Origin of the sequence: Comamonas sp. A7-5, from assembly GCF_039581385.1 — a bacterium.
Taxonomy (GTDB): Bacteria; Pseudomonadota; Gammaproteobacteria; order Burkholderiales; family Burkholderiaceae_C; genus Comamonas; species Comamonas thiooxydans.
Genome location: NZ_JBCPWO010000013.1, coordinates 1 through 17,733 on the forward strand (window position 1 = coordinate 1; position 17,733 = coordinate 17,733).

Annotated in this window: 16 protein-coding genes; 14 read left to right on the forward strand and 2 right to left on the reverse strand. The window is 59.3% G+C overall.

Annotated features, from left to right (window positions below; translation table 11 throughout):
- Positions 1-1,270 precede the first annotated feature (1,270 nt).
- The 10 genes from AAIL67_RS18850 to AAIL67_RS18895 all read left to right on the forward strand — a co-directional run bounded on the left by AAIL67_RS18850 (position 1,271) and on the right by AAIL67_RS18895 (position 12,957).
- Positions 1,271-1,888 carry an RNA polymerase sigma factor gene (locus tag AAIL67_RS18850; RefSeq protein WP_034383178.1) on the forward strand — a complete coding sequence of 206 codons (618 nt, stop codon included), beginning with the start codon at positions 1,271-1,273 and terminating at the stop codon, positions 1,886-1,888.
- Positions 1,885-2,922: a FecR domain-containing protein gene (locus AAIL67_RS18855; protein WP_034383180.1), complete on the forward strand. Its 1,038-nt coding sequence runs from the start codon at positions 1,885-1,887 to the stop codon at positions 2,920-2,922. The genes AAIL67_RS18850 and AAIL67_RS18855 overlap by 4 nt, the downstream gene beginning before the upstream one ends.
- Before the next feature lie 333 nt (positions 2,923-3,255).
- A complete protein-coding gene (locus AAIL67_RS18860) occupies positions 3,256-5,721 on the forward strand; it encodes a TonB-dependent siderophore receptor (RefSeq protein ID WP_080747230.1) in 2,466 nt (821 codons plus the stop codon).
- Between the two features lie 204 nt (positions 5,722-5,925).
- Positions 5,926-7,620, forward strand: coding sequence for a PepSY-associated TM helix domain-containing protein (locus AAIL67_RS18865; RefSeq protein ID WP_080747231.1), 1,695 nt, complete (start codon positions 5,926-5,928; stop codon positions 7,618-7,620).
- Positions 7,617-7,919, forward strand: a complete 303-nt coding sequence (locus AAIL67_RS18870) for a DUF3649 domain-containing protein (RefSeq protein WP_034383184.1) — start codon at positions 7,617-7,619, stop codon at positions 7,917-7,919. Before AAIL67_RS18865 ends, AAIL67_RS18870 begins: the two co-directional genes overlap by 4 nt.
- Positions 7,916-8,764, forward strand: coding sequence for a DUF3325 domain-containing protein (locus tag AAIL67_RS18875; protein ID WP_052088495.1), 849 nt, complete (start codon positions 7,916-7,918; stop codon positions 8,762-8,764). The genes AAIL67_RS18870 and AAIL67_RS18875 overlap by 4 nt, the downstream gene beginning before the upstream one ends.
- On the forward strand, positions 8,751-9,119 hold the full coding sequence (locus AAIL67_RS18880) for a hypothetical protein (RefSeq protein ID WP_034383187.1): 369 nt from the start codon (positions 8,751-8,753) through the stop codon (positions 9,117-9,119). The genes AAIL67_RS18875 and AAIL67_RS18880 overlap by 14 nt, the downstream gene beginning before the upstream one ends.
- Positions 9,120-9,140: 21 nt before the next feature.
- On the forward strand, positions 9,141-9,788 hold the full coding sequence (locus AAIL67_RS18885; protein WP_242609931.1) for a hypothetical protein: 648 nt from the start codon (positions 9,141-9,143) through the stop codon (positions 9,786-9,788).
- Positions 9,788-10,996 carry an efflux RND transporter periplasmic adaptor subunit gene (locus AAIL67_RS18890; protein WP_034383188.1) on the forward strand — a complete coding sequence of 403 codons (1,209 nt, stop codon included), beginning with the start codon at positions 9,788-9,790 and terminating at the stop codon, positions 10,994-10,996. The genes AAIL67_RS18885 and AAIL67_RS18890 overlap by 1 nt, the downstream gene beginning before the upstream one ends.
- A complete protein-coding gene (locus AAIL67_RS18895; RefSeq protein WP_034383191.1) occupies positions 10,990-12,957 on the forward strand; it encodes a MacB family efflux pump subunit in 1,968 nt (655 codons plus the stop codon). Before AAIL67_RS18890 ends, AAIL67_RS18895 begins: the two co-directional genes overlap by 7 nt.
- Positions 12,958-12,998: 41 nt before the next feature.
- Here AAIL67_RS18895 and AAIL67_RS18900 read toward each other — a convergent pair whose 3' ends face one another.
- Positions 12,999-13,196 carry a hypothetical protein gene (locus AAIL67_RS18900; RefSeq protein WP_343484615.1) on the reverse strand — a complete coding sequence of 66 codons (198 nt, stop codon included), beginning with the start codon at positions 13,194-13,196 and terminating at the stop codon, positions 12,999-13,001.
- 590 nt (positions 13,197-13,786) lie between these two features.
- On the opposite strand from AAIL67_RS18900, the gene AAIL67_RS18905 reads away from it, so the two are divergent.
- The 4 genes from AAIL67_RS18905 (at position 13,787) to AAIL67_RS18920 (ending at position 16,440) form a co-directional block, all read left to right on the forward strand.
- Positions 13,787-14,653: a hypothetical protein gene (locus AAIL67_RS18905; protein ID WP_034382553.1), complete on the forward strand. Its 867-nt coding sequence runs from the start codon at positions 13,787-13,789 to the stop codon at positions 14,651-14,653.
- 419 nt (positions 14,654-15,072) lie between these two features.
- Positions 15,073-15,303 (forward strand): hypothetical protein, encoded by a 231-nt coding sequence (locus AAIL67_RS18910; RefSeq protein WP_034382555.1) that lies wholly within the window; start codon positions 15,073-15,075, stop codon positions 15,301-15,303.
- Between the two features lie 9 nt (positions 15,304-15,312).
- Positions 15,313-15,546, forward strand: coding sequence for a hypothetical protein (locus AAIL67_RS18915; RefSeq protein WP_343484611.1), 234 nt, complete (start codon positions 15,313-15,315; stop codon positions 15,544-15,546).
- A 483-nt stretch (positions 15,547-16,029) separates the two neighbouring features.
- Positions 16,030-16,440 (forward strand): VOC family protein, encoded by a 411-nt coding sequence (locus AAIL67_RS18920; protein WP_224648499.1) that lies wholly within the window; start codon positions 16,030-16,032, stop codon positions 16,438-16,440.
- Between the two features lie 277 nt (positions 16,441-16,717).
- On the opposite strand, the gene AAIL67_RS18925 is transcribed toward AAIL67_RS18920, so the two are convergent.
- Positions 16,718-17,659, reverse strand: coding sequence for a LysR family transcriptional regulator (locus AAIL67_RS18925; protein ID WP_224648498.1), 942 nt, complete (start codon positions 17,657-17,659; stop codon positions 16,718-16,720).
- Positions 17,660-17,733 lie beyond the last annotated feature (74 nt).

The window sequence follows — 17,733 nt, forward strand, 5'->3', positions numbered from 1 at the left end:
CGGGCGGCAGCTTGATCAGCTTGGGGTAGGCGTTGTTGTGGGCCTTCCAGTGCCTCAGGAACATGTGGTAAACGCGCTTGTGGACTGTGTGGATCGAGGATCCATCGGTCATCGCGCGAATGTCTCGGAGGAGGGGGCTGCTCCGGTGCGTATGACTGGGAACGGCCAGAAGCGGACAGCCGCTGTGCACTTCCAGCCGGCAGCTAATGGCTGTGAGCGGTCTGTCACCGAACGGCAGACTTGATGGGACAGAACCACAAACCAGAGGTTCTCGTTAGCTGTCGTTCGCGTCGGCCTGCAAACGACCCATTACCGCCGCTCAAGCCTCTACGACCTACGACTGCTGCACAGCGGTTCCTGCCTCACATCGCCGCAGTGCGAGTTACCTGTCACCGCCTCATAGCGGTCTCATTCAGAGAGCTAAGACCGTCGCTTCTCCAATCAACGTTTCAGGTGAGCAGCAGCCCTCGCGATGGGGCCGTCGTCGGGGAAGGCGGAGGTTTCCGCTGTATCGGATCGAGAATAGGTGCTTTAGACCCGTAGCAGATGGTGAATTGCACTCGTGAATTGCTAGCCCCGGATGGGGGCGGGCCCACTGTCACACCCCGCTGCAGCTTATCCAACACATGCCTAAAACGCTTCTACCTACCCTTGAGTGACCGTTCTCACATCTCGCTTTCAATACTGTAGGTTTCTAGTGAGAGCGGGCAACGCCTTGAACGAACCTGCCACTTTGCTTAAGAGTTTTACGGCAGGAAATAGCGTTATAGGCATATGAGGTGGTTCCTAGGGCCTCCAGCAACTTGTGATCAATTGCAGCGCTTTTGCATCGTAAGTGGCTAGTAACGACTGCACAAAGCCAAGTCGAACAGGTTCCTGATGATCAGGCAAGACTGAATGGATGCATCTGATAACTGAGTGCAGCGGCAAACCAAGACCTAGTCCCATCTAACCCGAAGCTCAAGACCTCTCGTCCTGAGTGTGCCGTATTGCTCCCAGTCGGTAGTGCGGTAGCGAAGCTTGGACTGCTCCAACAGCCACTTTGCACGGTAAAGAATACCGTGTTCGATACACTTCTCTGAAGTTACAACATGTCGCCGAACCTCCGCAAGTAGCACGGATTCCCCCCCTCGCGGCCTATCAGCGCTCAGGGGATGCCAATCCGGAGCATAGGCAGATCGCTGCGAGCCGTGCTATTTACATCGACCTCCTTCGCGTTTCAGACCATCCCGTTGGCCAGGCCCTGGCAAAGGGCACTGGGTGCTGCGTCATGAACGCACGTGTCACAAACGGCGGCGTGGCGCCAGACGATGAGGCCACGGCACGCGGCGCGCTGGCCCGCACCTACATGCGCTTGCGGGCGCCGTTGCAGCGTTTGCTGGGACGCAGCATGCAGCGCAGAGAAGACGCAGAGGATGGAGTGCAGGAGGTTTTTCTGCGCTACGCGGCCACTGGCAAGCAACTGCCTGAAGATCAAGAGGCCGCTTACCTTCACACGACCGCGCGCAACGTCTCGCACACCGCTTGGCAGCAAGCCTCGCGGCGTGAAGGCGTCGAAGCCGTTTCCTTGGACGAGCACATGGAAATGGCCGAGGGGGTTCCTGCTGACGAAGCCGCTGAGCCGCTCAACCGCGTTGAACGCGGCCAGCGCTTGAGCCGTCTCGAGGAGGCGGTTGCTGAACTCCCCGAACGGCGTCGTGAGGCTTTCGTATTGCACGCTATCGACGGATTGACCCAGACCGAAGTGGCCGAACTTATGGGTATTTCGCGCCGCATGGTCCACAACCATGTCACTCTGGCCTACGCCTATTGCCAGATTCGCGTGCGATACCGCACCCAAGAAGAAATGAAGATTGCTCAGACGTTGCAGGCGGACGAAGCACCATGACGAAACTCACCCCTGAACTGGCGCTGCGCCACCAGAGGGCCGCGGACTACTTTGTGCGGCGGCGCGAGTGCGATTGGACCGGTGCGGATGAGCGGGAGCTCAACGCATGGCTCAACGATCCTGTCAACCGTGGCATCTTCGAAGACTTCAGCCGTATGGATCTCGATCTGCAACAGATTCAACGCCCCCGGCTGGCATCTGATCCGCCGCAGCAAGGTGCATCTGTTCATGGCAAGCGTGTCGGAATGACGCGGCCGGAAGTGGCGGTCGCCAGTGGGAGTACTGCGTCGTGGCAACCCAGACGTCGTGCGCTGGTACCGGCGCTGCTCTCTGGGCTGCTGATGGTCAGCGGCGGTTGGTACTGGTGGGACAACCACGCTACCTATTCACTGAACGTTGCCACCGGACCCGCCGAGACGCGCGAAGTTGATTTGCCCGACGGCAGCCGTATTGCGCTCAACTTCAGCAGCAGCGTGCGGATTCGTTACTACCCACGGCATCGCGAGACCGAGCTCATCGCTGGTGAGGCGTTCTTTCGCGTGGCCCCCGACACTGCGCGGCCATTCACTGTGGACAGCGGTATCAGCCAGGTGCGTGTGGTGGGAACGGCATTCAACGTTCGGGCTGCGCCGCCGCGACTCGTCGTCAAGGTGCTTGAAGGCAAGGTCGAAGTGCGTCCTGACCGCACCCGAGAAGATAGGCGCGCGCTGCTGTTGACTGCGGGGGCGGGAGTCAGCATTGACCCGGCCACGGGCCAGCACGTTGCTGTCGCGGCCCCAGTCAGCTCAGTGGGCGATTGGCGCAACGGCCAACTGGTGTTTGAGCAGACGCCGCTCGCAGACGTGGCAGCCGACTTGGCTCGCTACTTGGGTGAAGCTGTGTCGGTGGAGGGGGAGCGGCTGCGCAAGCTGCCCGTATCTGGCATGGTCATTACCAGCACTCCCGAGACCTTCTTGCGCTCGCTGCCCGATCTCTTGCCTGTACGGGTGGATAGGGCGGCCGAGGGTGGGTGGCGCATCTCTCCGCGTGGTTGATGTCGGTAAATGTGAATCAATCAAAAAAAGATTGCTCTCGACGTTCTCACTTTTGCTGCGGTAGCGGTTTATCTATGTAGGGGCAGGTTTTTCCTGCCTCAGAGTTGCCAGCCAGTACCTGCTCGGTGCAGATCAGCCAACAACTACACCGACCGCGCCTATCGCGTGCGGCTCGTCAAACGCTGATGTCCCGGGTTTCTTGCTTCAACACCTGTGCATGCCACTCACGTTGTGCCTGCGCTTTTGTCTGACTCCCTGATCTGTCTTGACGATACGTCGCATGGCGCTTCCCGCAAAAGCGGGCAACAAAGACAGAAAACGCAGGATTTGGATATGCGAGCAAAGCAGCATTTGAGGGGGGCCATCGTCAGTGGCGCATTGGTTGGGAACGTTCACGGCCGTAGCGCGCGCGGCTGGAAGCCAGCAGCTGCGGCTTGGTGGGTTGCGGGGGCCATTGCCGCCATGGCCGTACCGGCACAGGCCCAGCAGGCGGTGGCTTTCGACATTTCCGCACAACCGCTGGCCGGCGCGTTGCGCCTGTTTTCGCAACAGGCCAGGCAGCAGGTGCTGTTCGACCAGACAATCGTGGCAGGGCATTCGGCACCCGCCGTGAAGGGCTCCCTCACGCCCCGTCAGGCACTTGATCGTCTGCTGGCAGGCACGGGCATAGCGGTCATCCAGTCGCAACCGGACGCGTTCACGCTAAAGGGGGTAGCTGCGGATCCGACGCATACTTCTTCAGCCACCCTGCCGGCAGTGACAGTGACGGCGCAAGCCGAGGGCGATGGAGCTACCGAAGGCACCGGCGCTTACACCACCAACAGTGTGCGCACGGCCACCAAAATGGACTTGTCCATCCGCGAGACGCCGCAATCGGTCAGCGTGGTGACGCAGCAGCAGATGCGCGATGCCAACATGCAGTCGCTTGACGATGTGACCGAAGCCATTCCGGGTGTTACCTTCAGCAAGCTGGGCACCGAGCGCTCGTACTTCTATTCGCGTGGCTTTCAGATCACCGACCTGCAGATCGACGGCCTGTCCACCAGCATGGCCGAGAGCTTCTCAGCCGACGCCATGTCGCTCAACAACATGGCGATCTATGACCGGGTGGAGGTAGTGCGGGGCGCCAATGGCTTGCTCCAAGGGTCGGGCAACCCGTCTGCCATCATCAACCTAGTGCGCAAGCGGCCTACTCGTGAGTTCCAGATGAGCGCTGAGCTGGGGGCCGGCTCCTGGGCGGATTACCGCACGCAGCTTGATGTATCGGGCCCGCTCAATGCTTCAGGCAGCCTGCGCGGTCGCGCCGTGGTGTTCGACAACCAGGCCAACAGCTTCAAGCAGGGCGCCAAGACCGACAACCGCATGCTCTATGCCATCGTGGAGGCCGATCTGGGCAGTGCTACGACGGCCAGCCTCGGCTTCAGCGCCCAGCGAGATAACCACCAGGGCTATGACTGGGGGGGCTTCAATACGCGGGAAGATGGCTCGTTCTATCGCCTGGACCGCTCTGCGTCACAAGCAGGCCCAGACGCTCACCTTAACCGGGACAACTACACCGTCTTCGGCGACCTAAAGCATAATCTGGGCAATGGCTGGAATCTGAAAGCTGCCTTCAATGCGGTGCGTTCCAACGCCAGCTTTCTGGCCAACTACCCTGCGCGCGCCTCGGGCAGTAACGAGACCCTGTCCTGGGTGAATGCAGAGTACACCGATAAGCAGGTCGCCTTCGATCTGCATGCCACTGGCCCTTACACTCTGTTTGGCCGTCAACACCAGCTCATGCTGGGCCTGAGCAGCCGCAGAGACAACTTCGACTACGACATCTATGCGGCGCAGGGGTCGCAGACGATCGACGTCACCAACTTCGACTTCTCCTCCATCCGCCGGCCGGGATTTAGCAGTACGCCCACTGTTTATGCGTTGGAGCGCAACGAGAAAGGCGCGTCTGTCGCCACTCGTCTGAGCGCCACTGATGCGCTCAGCTTCATCATCGGCAGCCGTCTGAGCTGGGCGGACTATTCCTCGCGCAGTCCTTACACCAACGCATCGTTCGACTCCGGTCGGCAGTTCATTCCCTATGCGGGCGTGGTCTATGACCTGAGCGCGGCACATGCGCTCTACGCCAGCTATACCGATATCTATTCGATACAGCAATATTACAGCCCGAGCGGGCTACTCGACCCTGTGAAAGGTAAGAACTACGAAGTCGGGATAAAGAGCCAGTTCTTCGAAGGCCGTCTGCAGACTGCTGCGGCCTTGTTCCAGACCGACCAGCTCAATTTGCCGGTGGCCATGAATGTGGCTTCGACCTGTGGGCTAAGTGGCGGCACTCGGTGCTACACAGAGGGTGCCAAGGTCCGGAACCGCGGCATCGATCTTGAGGTTACGGGCTCACCCACACCGGGTTGGAACATTGCCGCAGGCTTCACGTTTAGCGACCCGAAGTACGTAGCAGGCCCAAATGAGGGTAAGGACTACAACACAACCTTGCCTCGCAAGGTCTTCAAAGTATCCACTGACTATCGACTCCCCGGGGGGCGGTGGCGAGTAGGGGGGAGTGTGCAGGCGCAGAGCGCCATGTTCTACAACGGCAACGGCTTTCAAATTCAGCAGGGCGGCTACACGCTGCTGAATCTGCATGCAGGTTATGAGTTCAGCCGCCATCTGCGGTTGCAATTGAACGTGCGAAATGCGCTGGACAAGCATTACTACCAATCCATCCCTACCAACAACAACTATGGCGGTGTCTTCGTCGGAACGCCACGCAGTTTCGCTGTGACCCTGCGCTACGACTACTGAACGGCAGTCTTATTCACTGTCCACTCGACTGCAGGCCTCGTCGCCATGCTTTGGCAAGCAATGGCAGTCGCAGGATTCGGCAGCTATGGCCAGTGTCAGTACCCAGGGCTCAGCGCGACTAAATGGTTGCCATAAATGGAGCCCTGTTTGCCCCGCATATGTTGTGGGCCCTAGCCATGGGTACGGTTTAGACCATGCAGATCAATGTTCGCATTCGATTCGAGTGCTATTCGATCAGAGACAGGGATATCAGTGGGAAGTTCATTACGACAATCGGCAGCTTGGCTGCACACTTGGAGCGGCCTGATCGTGGGCTGGTTGCTGTTCTTCGTGTTCGTCACAGGTACAGCCGGCTATTTTCAGTACGAAATCACACGTTGGATGCAGCCGGAGCAGTTGAGGGCACAGCCACAAGCGCACGCGCAAGAAGACCTGCTGCGCATGACTGCTCTGGGGTTAGCGCGCCTGGAAAAAATGGCACCAGAGGCGTCGAGTTGGCGCATCACGCTGCCGCATAAGGCTTTGGCAGGCCGAACTTGGCAAGAGTTCAGCGTGCGCTGGCAACTGGTGCCTGATCCCGGCCATGAATTTGGTGCCTTCGTCAGCGAAAAGCTCGATCCTTGGGATGGATCATTGCGGCCATCTGACCTGGAGCCGCGCGCTACAACGGGCGGTAATGGGCTGTACCGCATGCACTATCTGCTGCATTACATGCCTGATGCATGGGGCATACGCATCGTCGGCGTGTGCACCATGCTTATGCTCATTGCCATCGTTGCGGGTGTTATCACACACAAGAAAATCTTCAGGGATTTCTTTACCTTCCGACCAGGTAAGGGGCAGCGCTCCTGGCTGGATGCGCACAACGCTATTAGCGTCATGGCGCTGCCGTTCTTCCTGATGATCACTTACAGCGGGCTGGTGTTCTTCATGTTCACCTATATGCCTGCTGGCCGAGACCAGCTATATGGCAGCGGACATGTGGAGCAAGAGCGCTTCTATGAAGAATTATTCGATAGCGAGGGCCACAAGCACATCGCAATCGAACGTCCTTCGGCTGACATGGCGGCACTTGTGAATCAGGCCTGGGCTGTCTGGGGTCCAGGTCAGGTGGCCTTTATCACCGTTGAGCGTCACGAGGGTGAGCCCACTGAGATATCGATCGCCCGTGTCAACGGTGGCCGTCTGGATCTTTGGTACCCACCCATCTTGCGCTTTGATGCCGCGACTGGGCACCCTCTACCCGATGAAGCGCGCAAGGGCGGTGGGGCGTCCTCTACGCAAGATGTGATCTTGAATCTGCATGAAGGTCTGTTTGCAGGCATCTGGGGACGCTGGCTGTACTTCTTCGCCGGACTGTTGGGCTGCGCCATGGTCGGCACAGGACTGGTGCTGTGGACTGTCAAACGACGCAAACACCACCTCGCTGCCGGCCTTGAAGGCGGGGAGCATTTTGGTGTGCGCTTGGTGGAAAACTTGAACGTCGCCACCATCGCCGGCCTGCCGCTGTCTGTGGCCGCGTATTTCTGGGCCAACCGGCTTCTGCCAGTGGAAATGGCAGACCGCGCTGCCTGGGAACTTCACACCCTGTTCGCCGTATGGCTGGGTACGCTGTTCTATGCACTGGCTCGTCCGTTGGCGCGAGCCTGGGTAGAACTGCTCTGGAGCTGCAGCCTGGTCTACGCACTGGTGCCGGTACTCAATGCACTGACCACCAACCGCCACCTGGGTCACAGCCTGCTGGCGCGTGATTGGGTGTTCGCGGGGTTCGATCTGACCATGCTGGCACTGGCCGCTCTGTTCGCAGTGATGGCGGTGAAGGTTCGGCGGCGCGTGATAACCGGGCACGCGTCTGGGCTGAATATGCGCCGGACGGTGCTGGGTAAGGGGTCTGTATGAGCAAGACCATCACACTGACCGCCGCCTATCGCTGGTCCGTCGCATCGCGGGTGGTCGCTGCCGCGCTGGGCGGCTACGCATTAGCCTCCGCTGCCACCGTGCTGCTGGCACTGCTGTGGCCGGTGCCCAGGGCGCAAGGCGTGCTCTGGGCCACCATGCTCAGCTTTGCGATCTACGCCGTCGCAGTGATCTGGGTCTTCTGCGCCCGCAGTGCTACTCGGGCATGGGGCGGGATGGCAGTGAGTACTGCTGTGTGCGTGGGCCTGGCATGGCTATTGATGGTGGGAGGCCGTCCATGAGCGTTTCACTTCAAACCGGCGCCCACCTGGGTATTCTGGCTGTGAGCTGTGCGGGCTTCTTTGCGCTGGCTCTGGCCACGGAACGCCATGCCGAGCATCTGCTGGGAAGCCAGCCGGCACCGCACTGGCGGATGCTGGCACGCATCGCCGGATGGTTGCTGTTGGCTGTGTCACTTGTTTGGGCTGTCGATGCGCTGGGTACAGGTATCGGCATCACGCTATGGCTGGGCTGGCTGAGCATCGCGGCATTGAGCTGGGTCTTTACATTTCCCCTGTGGCCTTGGCAGCCACCATTGCGGGCGCAACCCGTGCGCCAAGCAAAAGCACCGCCAGCAGAGCCTGTGGCCGTGGAGAAGACCCGCACGCGCCGTGTGATCGCCGCCGGCCTGCTCGTTCTCACGATTGTTGGCTTCGCGTTCGCGCTGGCCCGTATAGAGGTTCCGCCGCTCAAGCGGGCCGATGCGATTCAGGGCACGGTGGGCCCATGGTCCTTCACCTTCGCAGAAGCCAATCGAGGAGCACCCGAGGTCATGGAGATGGATGTCCCCATGAAGGAATATCAGCTGCGCCTTTGCGAGACCTGCGATAGCGAAATCCGCCAAGCCTATTTGAAGGTCAACAAGCCACGCTCGGCACGTGCCGTTGGCATGGCTTTTATGGGGCAAAGCTGGAAACGACGCGTGGAGATCCCGTTGCCATCCACCACCCAGGCCAACAGCGAGCTTTGGCTCACCGTTGTTGGGAAAGACGGCAAGTTTTACCAAACTGTACTGCGCATGGATAAGGCTTCGCCAGCCACTGTGCTGTGGTTCGATGAGCAGAGGAAAGCCCATGTTTCGCACTGAACGACTGACCGCCCGCTGGCTGCTCGCCTTGGGCCTCGCACTTGGTAGTGCCATGGTCCTGGCGCATGAACCGGTGGCCCGCTGCTTCCTGCTGGACGAGTCCACTGTGCGCTGCCGTGGTGCAAGCAACGACGGCGATGAGATGCAGGGCTCTCGCATGGAAGTCATCGCACTGGATGGCGCAACGCTACTAGAAGGTAAATTGGGCGTGGACTCCACCTGGACCTTCAAGAAACCCGCGCAGCCTTTCTATGTGCTGTTTGACACCGGCCCGGGATTACAGGTCACCGTCGAGCAAGAAGAAATCACTGCGCCCCCACGCGGCCGCACGCCGCGCTGGATGCGCACGCCGTAAAACTAGAAAAAAGGACAGGTTATGTTGCAGTTCCATTCATCACGACATTCCACGCTGCGGAGGCTCTGCACCGGCGTGGTCTTCACGGCAGGGTGGCTTGTCGCCACATTGGCGCGCGCCGACTACCTCTGGATTCAACCCGAGGCGAATGGTGCGAAGGTCTTTGCAGGCGAGCTGCGCAAGCCACTGGAGAGTCTGCCTGTGTTGCGGGATGCCAAGGCAGTGCTGCCAGAAACCGATGAGGTCCCGTATGAGCAGGCATCGGATCACTTCGGTGTTCCGAAGGCTACGGGGGATATGCGTTTCGTGGCCACCCGCACTAGTACCGATGGCGTGCTGACTTACTACCAGGCCCGTTTTGGCAGAACAGAGACCAAGTCCGTCAACGATCTGGAACTGGTGCCCACGGAGCCTGGCGGCAACACCTACCAACTCATCTTCAAAGGACGACCGGTGGCCGCCAGCCAGGTCAACGTCGACACCAGCGAAGGCTGGCATCGTAGGCTGACCCCGGCCAAGGACGGCACGGTCAGCTTTGTGCCCTATATCCCTGGCCTTTATGTTCTCGAAGTCACTGCGCGCGTAAACAACGGCAGCGTCACCCTGAACGGCAAAAAGTACGACGACGTGCGCCACACCGCCACGCTCAGCTTCGAGGTTTCCCGCTAATGGCTGTCCGCTCGATGCAACGCCGGTTCTGGCCCGGTGGGGGAAAGCTCGCCCTGGTGATTCTTGTCGGTGTGATAGTCGCTGCTGGATGGACGTTGTCGCAGCCTCGGTCTGCACTCACTTGGCAGAGCGCCAAAGTCGAGCGTGGCGACATCGAGTCCAGCGTCGCCGCGATTGGCACCTTGCAGCCTGTTCGCTCAGTGGACGTTGGTGCCCAGGTCTCCGGTCAGATCACCCGCATCCATGTTGCCGCTGGCGATACGGTCAAAAAGGGCCAGCTACTTGCCGAGATCGATGCCAGCGTGCTAGCTGCAACTGTGGAGTCTGGACGGGCTCAGATTTCCAGCTTGCGCGCTCAGCTAGAAGATGCACAGGCTCAGGCAGAACTGGCCGTGCAGCAAGATCGTCGCCAGCAGTTGATGGTGCGTGACGGCGCAACCCGCATGGAAGACGCGCAGATAGCCGCCGCCACACTGCGCTCTGCGCGGGCCAAGGTAGCGCAGCACGAGGCCACGATTCGCCAGACCGTGGCCAGCCTGCGCGCCGATGAAGCGCGATTGGGCTACACGCGTATCTATGCGCCCATCGCGGGTGTGGTGACAGGCATCGATGTCAAGGAAGGCCAGACGCTCAACGCCACCTACCAGACTCCCACGGTGCTGCGCATCGCCGATCTGTCACGGATGACGGTTTGGACCGATGTGTCCGAGGCGGATATCCGCCACGTCAAGGCGGGTCAGGCCGCCTACTTCACCACGCTCGGAGGCGACAAGCGCCGTTGGGCAGGGACGGTGCGGCAGGTGCTGCCAGCTCCACCTGTGCAATCCGGTGTGAATGCCTCTAGTGGCAGCGGTGCGGCTGTGGCACCGACCATGAAGGCCGTGCAGTACACCGTGCTATTCGACGTGGACAATACCGATGGTGCCCTGATGCCGCAGATGACGGCGCAGGTCACCGCGGTGGCTGCTGCTGCCAAGGACGTGCTCACGGCTCCGCTGGCAGCCTTTAAGCCCACCAGTGACTCCGACGTCTATGAGGTCCGCTTGCTCGCCGAGCAAGCACCCGATCAAGTCGTGGAAGTCCGCCGCGTGCGCCTGGGCGTGAAGGATCGGCTCCGGGCCGAAGTGCGGGAAGGGCTGAAGGAGGGCGATCGGATCATCACGGGCGAAACTGTGCCGGTCGCCGGTCCTAGGAGATTCCGATGGTGACTCCGCTCATCAAGCTGAGCGGCATCCGCAAACGCTACGGCGGCGGTTCCACGGGCAGGCCCGAGGTCGAAGTGCTGCACGGCATCGACCTAGCCATACATGCTGGGGAGTTCGTCGCTATCGTGGGTCAGTCCGGCTCGGGAAAGTCCACGCTGATGAACCTGCTGGGCTGCCTGGATCGGCCAAGCGAAGGCACGTACTGCTTCAATGGCCAGGACGTGGCCAGACTGGATGCGGACGAGTTGGCATGGCTGCGACGTGAGGCGTTTGGCTTCGTGTTCCAGGGCTACCACTTGATCGCCACAGACTCCGCCCAGGAGAACGTGGGAATGCCAGCGATCTACGCCGGCAAAAGTGAGGCCGAGCGGGAAGAACGCGCAGGCGCCTTGCTGAGACGCCTTGGGCTTGCCGGCAAGCTGCACCTGCGGCCAAATCAGCTCTCAGGCGGTCAGCAGCAACGCGTGTCCATCGCCAGGGCACTCATGAACGGTGGGCACATCATCCTGGCTGATGAGCCCACGGGCGCGCTGGACAGCCAAAGCGGTGCGGAGGTGATGGTGCTGCTGCGCGAGCTGGCCGATGCAGGTCACACCATCATCTTGATCACTCACGACCGAGAGGTGGCGGCGCAGGCACGGCGAGTCATCGAGATTCGCGATGGGCGTATCGTCGGTGACAGCCAGAAAGGCCAGCCCGCGCCGGGCCGTGCGCTGGTCGCTCTCCCCGCTCCCTGCACGGTACAGGCGCGACAGGACCCGGGAACACCGCTGCTGGCGGACCTGCGCGAGGCGTTGCGCTCTGCGTGGCGCTCCATGCGCATCCACCGCTCACGCACCGCGTTAACCTTGCTGGGGATCGTCATCGGTGTCGCCTCGGTCATTGTGATGCTGGCGGTGGGCATGGGAGCACGCGAAGAAGTCGTAGCGCGCCTGGGTGCGATGGGCTCGACTGTCATGTACATCAATAATCGCACGCCGCCTCAGGGCGGACCGGAAGGTGTGACCACTCTGGCTGACCTGGAAGAAGTAGAGAAGCTTTCGGAAGTGGCACATGTCATGCCCGTGGCGCGCGACCCGGCCATGGTACGCCATGGCAACGTGGCCTGGCAGGCAGACACCATTGCAGCTACCCACACGTGGCCAGCCATCCATCACTGGCCGGTGGCCGAAGGCCGCTTCTTCACCGAAGCGGAAGACGATGAACTGGCTCCGGTGGTGGTAATTGGGCAGAAGGTGCGTGAGCGCTTCTTCGAGGATGTATCTCCGCTGGGCCGGCAATTGCTGATCGGCAATACACCGTTCCAGGTGATCGGCGTGATGGCGGAAAAAGGAGCGGCCGATGGTGGCAAGTCCGAGGACGATCTGGTTGTAGTACCGTATCGGTCGGGCATTTTGCGTATCTTCCCGAACGGACGCAGCTTTGATCCGCACTACACGGTAGTCCAGGCACGGGACTCGGCTAGTGTGCTGCATGCGCAGGCAGCCATTGAGCGCTTAATGCGTCAGCGCCATGGGCGAGAAGACTTTTACGTCGCCAATGCGGCGGCACGGCTCAATGCAGAAGCCCAGGCCAAGGACTCCATGACCACCATGCTCAGCATGATCGCCGCCGTGTCCTTGCTGGTCGGTGGTATAGGCGTGATGAACGTGATGCTGATGGCAGTGAAGGAGCGCACATGTGAGATCGGCATTCGCATGGCGACAGGTGCTCGCCAGAGGGATATTCAGCGGCAGTTCATGACAGAGGCAGTGCTGGTCACGATGGTGGGCGGCGCGGTGGGCGTGATTGCAGGATTAGGGATCGGTGCTGGACTGATCTTCTTTGGGTCCTCTGTGGTGTTCTCGATCAGCTCCATGCTGCTCGCCTTCGGCTGCGCGGTCACGACAGGGCTGGTTTTTGGGTTCATGCCGGCGCGGCGCGCGGCAAGGCTTGATCCGGTCGTGGCGCTCGCGGGAGAATGACAGTGCTTGGAATATCAGCCGTTGCGTGCGCCATCGCCGCATCAATGATGCTGGCGGGCTGCGCGATCGCGCCTCTGAAGTGCCCAGATGCCACTCGTTGAACTCAGGATGGTGTGAATGAAGGAGGGAGATCGGTCAAACAGCTTGCCGATCTTGTGCAAGGTATCACCTGCTTTCCAGCGATCCCACATCAGGGCCTTCTGAGCTTCGGTGTAGTAAATCCGCGGTCTTTGCTTCATGCCAACACTCCTTGCGCCAGTGGCGGTCATTGTGTTGCATTGACCGGTTGAATCCACAGCCAAAAGCGGACGGCGAAGTGAAGGACAAGCGGCCACACAAAGCACCTTCATCTCATCCGACTGGCAACCGCACGATGGCACGTATCTTCGATACGCTCATTTTGAAAATGACTCATACCGTAGGCAACAGACGTAACGTTTCATGTTTAGGGCTCACCCACGTTACCCAAACATCAAGTGCAATTTGCGCTCCCTCAATTGCAGTCATTGAGGACTTGCTGGCAAATCAACTCTAGCAATCAACTCATTGACTGGTAGCTGCCGCAAAGCATTGAGCGCGTCAACAAGGGCCGAGAGCTGTGAGCTCGATATGTGCGCTGACTCATGAAACGTGTTTCGTTTCATTTGGCTACTGTTAGCCAAACTTCATGAACTAAAGTCGACTGTTTAGCTAATTATCGAGAGTCAACCGAGGGTCGGTCTGAGCTGGTTCTACCCGCTAGAAGCAGTCACATCCTACCCTTGCCATGCCTCGATTCATATTGATCCAAGTGAAAAAAATCATTGAACCCTTCATTGGGGGATACCGCATGAAAGCGCTTATCCCATTCTGCATTGCCTCGCTGTGCTCCGTAGTATCGGCTCAGACCAGCGTGCCCTCGGGCCGCATAGTCCCGACACCCATCTACGGTGTCACCGTGGACGATGTGAGTAGACTGAGCGACATCACGCGCAGCCTATCGTCGCTGGCCTACCGGCCTACCACGCGCATCGTCTTCGACGAGTTCGTGAACCCGGACTACTACCGCAAGCCAGCAGTGGAAATCTCCAAAGTTTCCTATGTGATGGGTGAGATATTGGACTCGTACTACGTCAAGCAGTACAGCGTGGATGCGTACATACAACGGACTAATCAATACCTCAATGCGTTGTCGGATGTCGTGGATATTTGGGAAGTAGCCAACGAGGTCAACGGCGAGTGGCTGGGGGCCAATGCCGATGTGGTGGCGAAGATGACCAACGCCTACAACATCGTGAAGGCACAGAACAAGGCGGCCGCGGTCACGCTCTACTACAACCAGGGCTGCTGGTCTCAACCCTCCAATGAAATGTTCAAGTGGGCCGAGGCCAATGTCCCTGCCTACATGAAGCAGGGTCTGGATTACGTCTGGATTTCCTACTATGAGGATGACTGCAATGGACTCAAGCCCAACTGGCAGCAGGTGTTCGACAAGCTGCGCGTGATGTTCCCCAATTCCAAGATCGGGTTCGGGGAAGTGGGTACCTCACGCAAAACCAAGAAGGCCGAGTACCTGACCCGCTACTACACGATGAAGATCACTACCCCGAACTACGTGGGCGGTCACTTCTGGTGGTACTTCAGGCAGGACATGGTGCCCGTCACCAAGGAGCTGTGGACTACCCTGAATGCGGCGATCAAGGCGGCGCCCCGGTAGGTCAGTGAAGCCTCCTCGTTTTCCTGCACCACCTCAAAGCAGAGGTTCGGGAAGCGTTTGACACGCTACGCAGCCGGAGGAATCCGGCCTGGCGATTCATGTGGGCGATGGTGGCTGTAGCGATGCAGCCAGCCCTCGGTCATCGAGCGCACTTCCTGCAACGATTCAAAGACATAGCAGTCGAGCACCTCCGTTTTTGTAGGTGCGGTTGAAATGGGTGTACCGGCAACATTGATCATCTGTACCAAATGCTCGCTATCAGTGCGCCGACAGCTCCGATCAAGGATTGACTGAGAAGATGATCATCCTTGGTTACCGAGGTTGCCCCCTGGCAGGCTCCTTTCGGCCAGAAGCGGTCTCTCATTGAAGGAGGGCTCATGTGCTACAACCGCTTGATTGCTGTTCGGCTTACTCGGTAAATGCACCTCAACACACCGACCCAGTTGCTAGCTGCTCCAAAATGGATGTTGATTCTTGGTGGAGCCTGCATCATGTTTTTCGGACAGATTCTGTGGGCCTTTTTTGCAATCTGGGCCATAGGTCCAGTGCCGTCAGCGGCAAACCCATTGGCCAAATATTCTTCGAGTATTTTGCTCATTGGTGGCGTGGTGTTCATGCCATTTTTTGAGACGCTTGCGGGGCAGTGGTGACCAATTCGACTGGCTCGTCGTTTCCTTGCCTCGCCATGGTGGGTTGCTGGCCTTGCCTCAGCCATCGTATTCACTCTGCTACATGGCTTCACTGACCGTTTTGCGGTCAATATTTTGATTGGGGCGACAGTGCTTTCTGCCATTTTCGTCATAGAGGCGAAAAGACATGGGACGCCTATTCTCAGCACGTACTTAACCCATGCATTGGCAAACTCAATGGTCTTTTGTCTTCAGACTCTTTGATGATGGTCTGCTTTGGGTCGTTCAGCGACAGTCGCAGATCGGCCAGAAGCGGACAGCCGCAGCGCACCTCCAGACGACAACTGCAGGCTGATTGCAGCCGTTCAATTCAGAAATGCCAACACTCCCTCCGCCAGAGGCAGTGATTGTGTTGCATTGACCGGTTGAATCCGCCCTGCATAGCCGTCATAGACAGGTGGAGTTCAAATGATGGCAGCCGGTCGATAGTCGCCTTAGATTGCTGGCGACTCTCGGTTGCGGCCATTGTCAGTCTGCGACCTGAACGATGGCCAACGCGGTTGGCTGACACTGGTGCAGCTATATATGATGTATCAATAGACTGTTCACTCGCTCCGAAACTGGGAAGCTGTGGTTGCCTGGGCAGGAAGACAGCCTCATATCCAGCATGCAACTCCTGGACGAACTGTTGACGTCGCTCGCCGACGTCCGAAGATTCCCTCTCAACACAGACCTTGAAAGCCTCAAATGTCCAAGAAAATCTTCGTCAACCTGCCCGTCGCTGACCTGCCGAAGGCCAAGTCCTTCTATGAAGCAATCGGCGCTGTCAACAATCCGCAGTTCAGCGACGGCACCGCCGCCTGCATGGTCGTCTCCGACAGCATCTACGTGATGCTGCTCACCCACCCGAAGTGGTCCACGTTCACCCAAAAGCCTATCGTCGACGCCCATGCTGCCAGCGAAGTCATGTTGTGCCTGAGCGCGGACGACCGCGCGGCCGTCGACAGCATGGTTGAGGCCGCTTCCGCTCACGGCGGCAAGGCGGACGTGAACCCCTTGCAAGACCACGGCTTCATGTATGGGCGCAGCTTCGAGGACGTAGACGGCCACATCTGGGAAGTCATGTTTATGGACATGAGCCAGATGCCTCAAGGCTGACGCAACCTCGACCATCGGCAACGCCTGCTTATGGATGTCTTCTAGCCTGCCTGCGCGGCAATGAATGATGCAGGCCGCCTGCTCAGGCCGGCAGCACCGGTTTGTGGACCTCGCTGACAGCCGACTTCTCCGGCAGGGATTGCATATCGGGGTGTCCGCTTCCTGGCATATCCGTGTGCTCACACTATCGGCCAGAAGCGGGCATTGAGAAAGTCATACCAGGCGACTGCTTGCATTCCGAAAGACTCGACTTTGAGCCCGGTGCACCACTTTGATCCTAGACCTTTGCATGTGGTCTGGGTCCCGTGGGAGGGCTTTCCGATCCGGCCAACCGTAGCTGTATCAATTCCAGCAGTGCCCGGACACGCGCAGTCACGGAATGTCGATGGCTGTATGCCCCAAGCAATTGCAGCGGGGCAGGGCAGAGGTCCAGTGGCACTTCCTGCAATCGACCCGTTGCAAGGTCTTCCTGGCAGGGATAGGCCGCCACAATTGCGAAGCCGATGCCTTGTCGTGCCCCTGCCACGGCCAGCTCTCCGCTGTTGACGCGGTAGCGGCTGCGGACCGGCACCTTGATGATTTCCCCCGCGGCGTCCTGAAACTGCCAGGGCTGGCCCTTCAGCGCACTGAGGGTGGTGATGCAGGGCAGGGATTTCAGCTCACGCACATGGCGTGGCATGCCTGTCCTGGCTAGCAAGGAGGGGGCGGCAACCACGATGCTGGGCAGTGTGGCGAGTTGGCGGGTGATGAAAGCACTGTCCTCCTGATGGCCCCGGTGGAAAACGATGGAAAGGTCCACGTCTTCTCGAAGCACTTCCAGTCCGGTCATCCGGGTATCGCATTCGAGCTCGATCCCCGGATGGAGGCTACAGAATTCGGCGAGGATGGGGGCCAGCAGTTTTGGTGCTTCGCCAGGCATGCAGATCTTCAGAGGTCCACGCAGTTCGCGCTGCACCGCGCCAAGCTCTTCCTGTGTAGAGAGCAGGGTGTCGAGCAAGGGCTTGGCACGTTCGTAGAGCAATCGACCGGCTTCCGTCATGCGCAGGTGGCGGGTGCTTCGCTCCAGCAGCCGTGTACCGAGTCTGCGCTCCAGTGACGCGACGTGGCGGCTGACGTTGGACGAGGGCATGGCCAAAAGACGCGATGCGCCGGCAAAGCTTTGCTCATCAACAACCGCCGTATAAACGCGTACGGTATTCAGGTCGAGTGCATCGCGCATTGATTATCCCGTTTAAGGTATGAAAACGTCCCAATTTTGCATGCTAGTTCTCTTCAGTGGCGAAATCTAAGATG

What these genes read in the sequence shown, in the direction of transcription:
- AAIL67_RS18880 (WP_034383187.1), top strand. Translation starts at nt 8,751, where the DNA reads ATGTTTCGCACTGAACGACTGACCGCCCGCTGGCTGCTCGCCTTGGGC.
- AAIL67_RS18920 (WP_224648499.1), top strand. Translation starts at nt 16,030, where the DNA reads ATGTCCAAGAAAATCTTCGTCAACCTGCCCGTCGCTGACCTGCCGAAG.
- AAIL67_RS18925 (WP_224648498.1), bottom strand. Translation starts at nt 17,659, where the DNA reads ATGCGCGATGCACTCGACCTGAATACCGTACGCGTTTATACGGCGGTT.
- AAIL67_RS18860 (WP_080747230.1), top strand. Translation starts at nt 3,256, where the DNA reads ATGCGAGCAAAGCAGCATTTGAGGGGGGCCATCGTCAGTGGCGCATTG.
- AAIL67_RS18885 (WP_242609931.1), top strand. Translation starts at nt 9,141, where the DNA reads ATGTTGCAGTTCCATTCATCACGACATTCCACGCTGCGGAGGCTCTGC.
- AAIL67_RS18855 (WP_034383180.1), top strand. Translation starts at nt 1,885, where the DNA reads ATGACGAAACTCACCCCTGAACTGGCGCTGCGCCACCAGAGGGCCGCG.
- AAIL67_RS18900 (WP_343484615.1), bottom strand. Translation starts at nt 13,196, where the DNA reads ATGAAGCAAAGACCGCGGATTTACTACACCGAAGCTCAGAAGGCCCTG.
- AAIL67_RS18850 (WP_034383178.1), top strand. Translation starts at nt 1,271, where the DNA reads ATGAACGCACGTGTCACAAACGGCGGCGTGGCGCCAGACGATGAGGCC.
- AAIL67_RS18870 (WP_034383184.1), top strand. Translation starts at nt 7,617, where the DNA reads ATGAGCAAGACCATCACACTGACCGCCGCCTATCGCTGGTCCGTCGCA.
- AAIL67_RS18905 (WP_034382553.1), top strand. Translation starts at nt 13,787, where the DNA reads ATGAAAGCGCTTATCCCATTCTGCATTGCCTCGCTGTGCTCCGTAGTA.
- AAIL67_RS18895 (WP_034383191.1), top strand. Translation starts at nt 10,990, where the DNA reads ATGGTGACTCCGCTCATCAAGCTGAGCGGCATCCGCAAACGCTACGGC.
- AAIL67_RS18875 (WP_052088495.1), top strand. Translation starts at nt 7,916, where the DNA reads ATGAGCGTTTCACTTCAAACCGGCGCCCACCTGGGTATTCTGGCTGTG.
- AAIL67_RS18890 (WP_034383188.1), top strand. Translation starts at nt 9,788, where the DNA reads ATGGCTGTCCGCTCGATGCAACGCCGGTTCTGGCCCGGTGGGGGAAAG.
- AAIL67_RS18865 (WP_080747231.1), top strand. Translation starts at nt 5,926, where the DNA reads ATGTTCGCATTCGATTCGAGTGCTATTCGATCAGAGACAGGGATATCA.
- AAIL67_RS18910 (WP_034382555.1), top strand. Translation starts at nt 15,073, where the DNA reads ATGCACCTCAACACACCGACCCAGTTGCTAGCTGCTCCAAAATGGATG.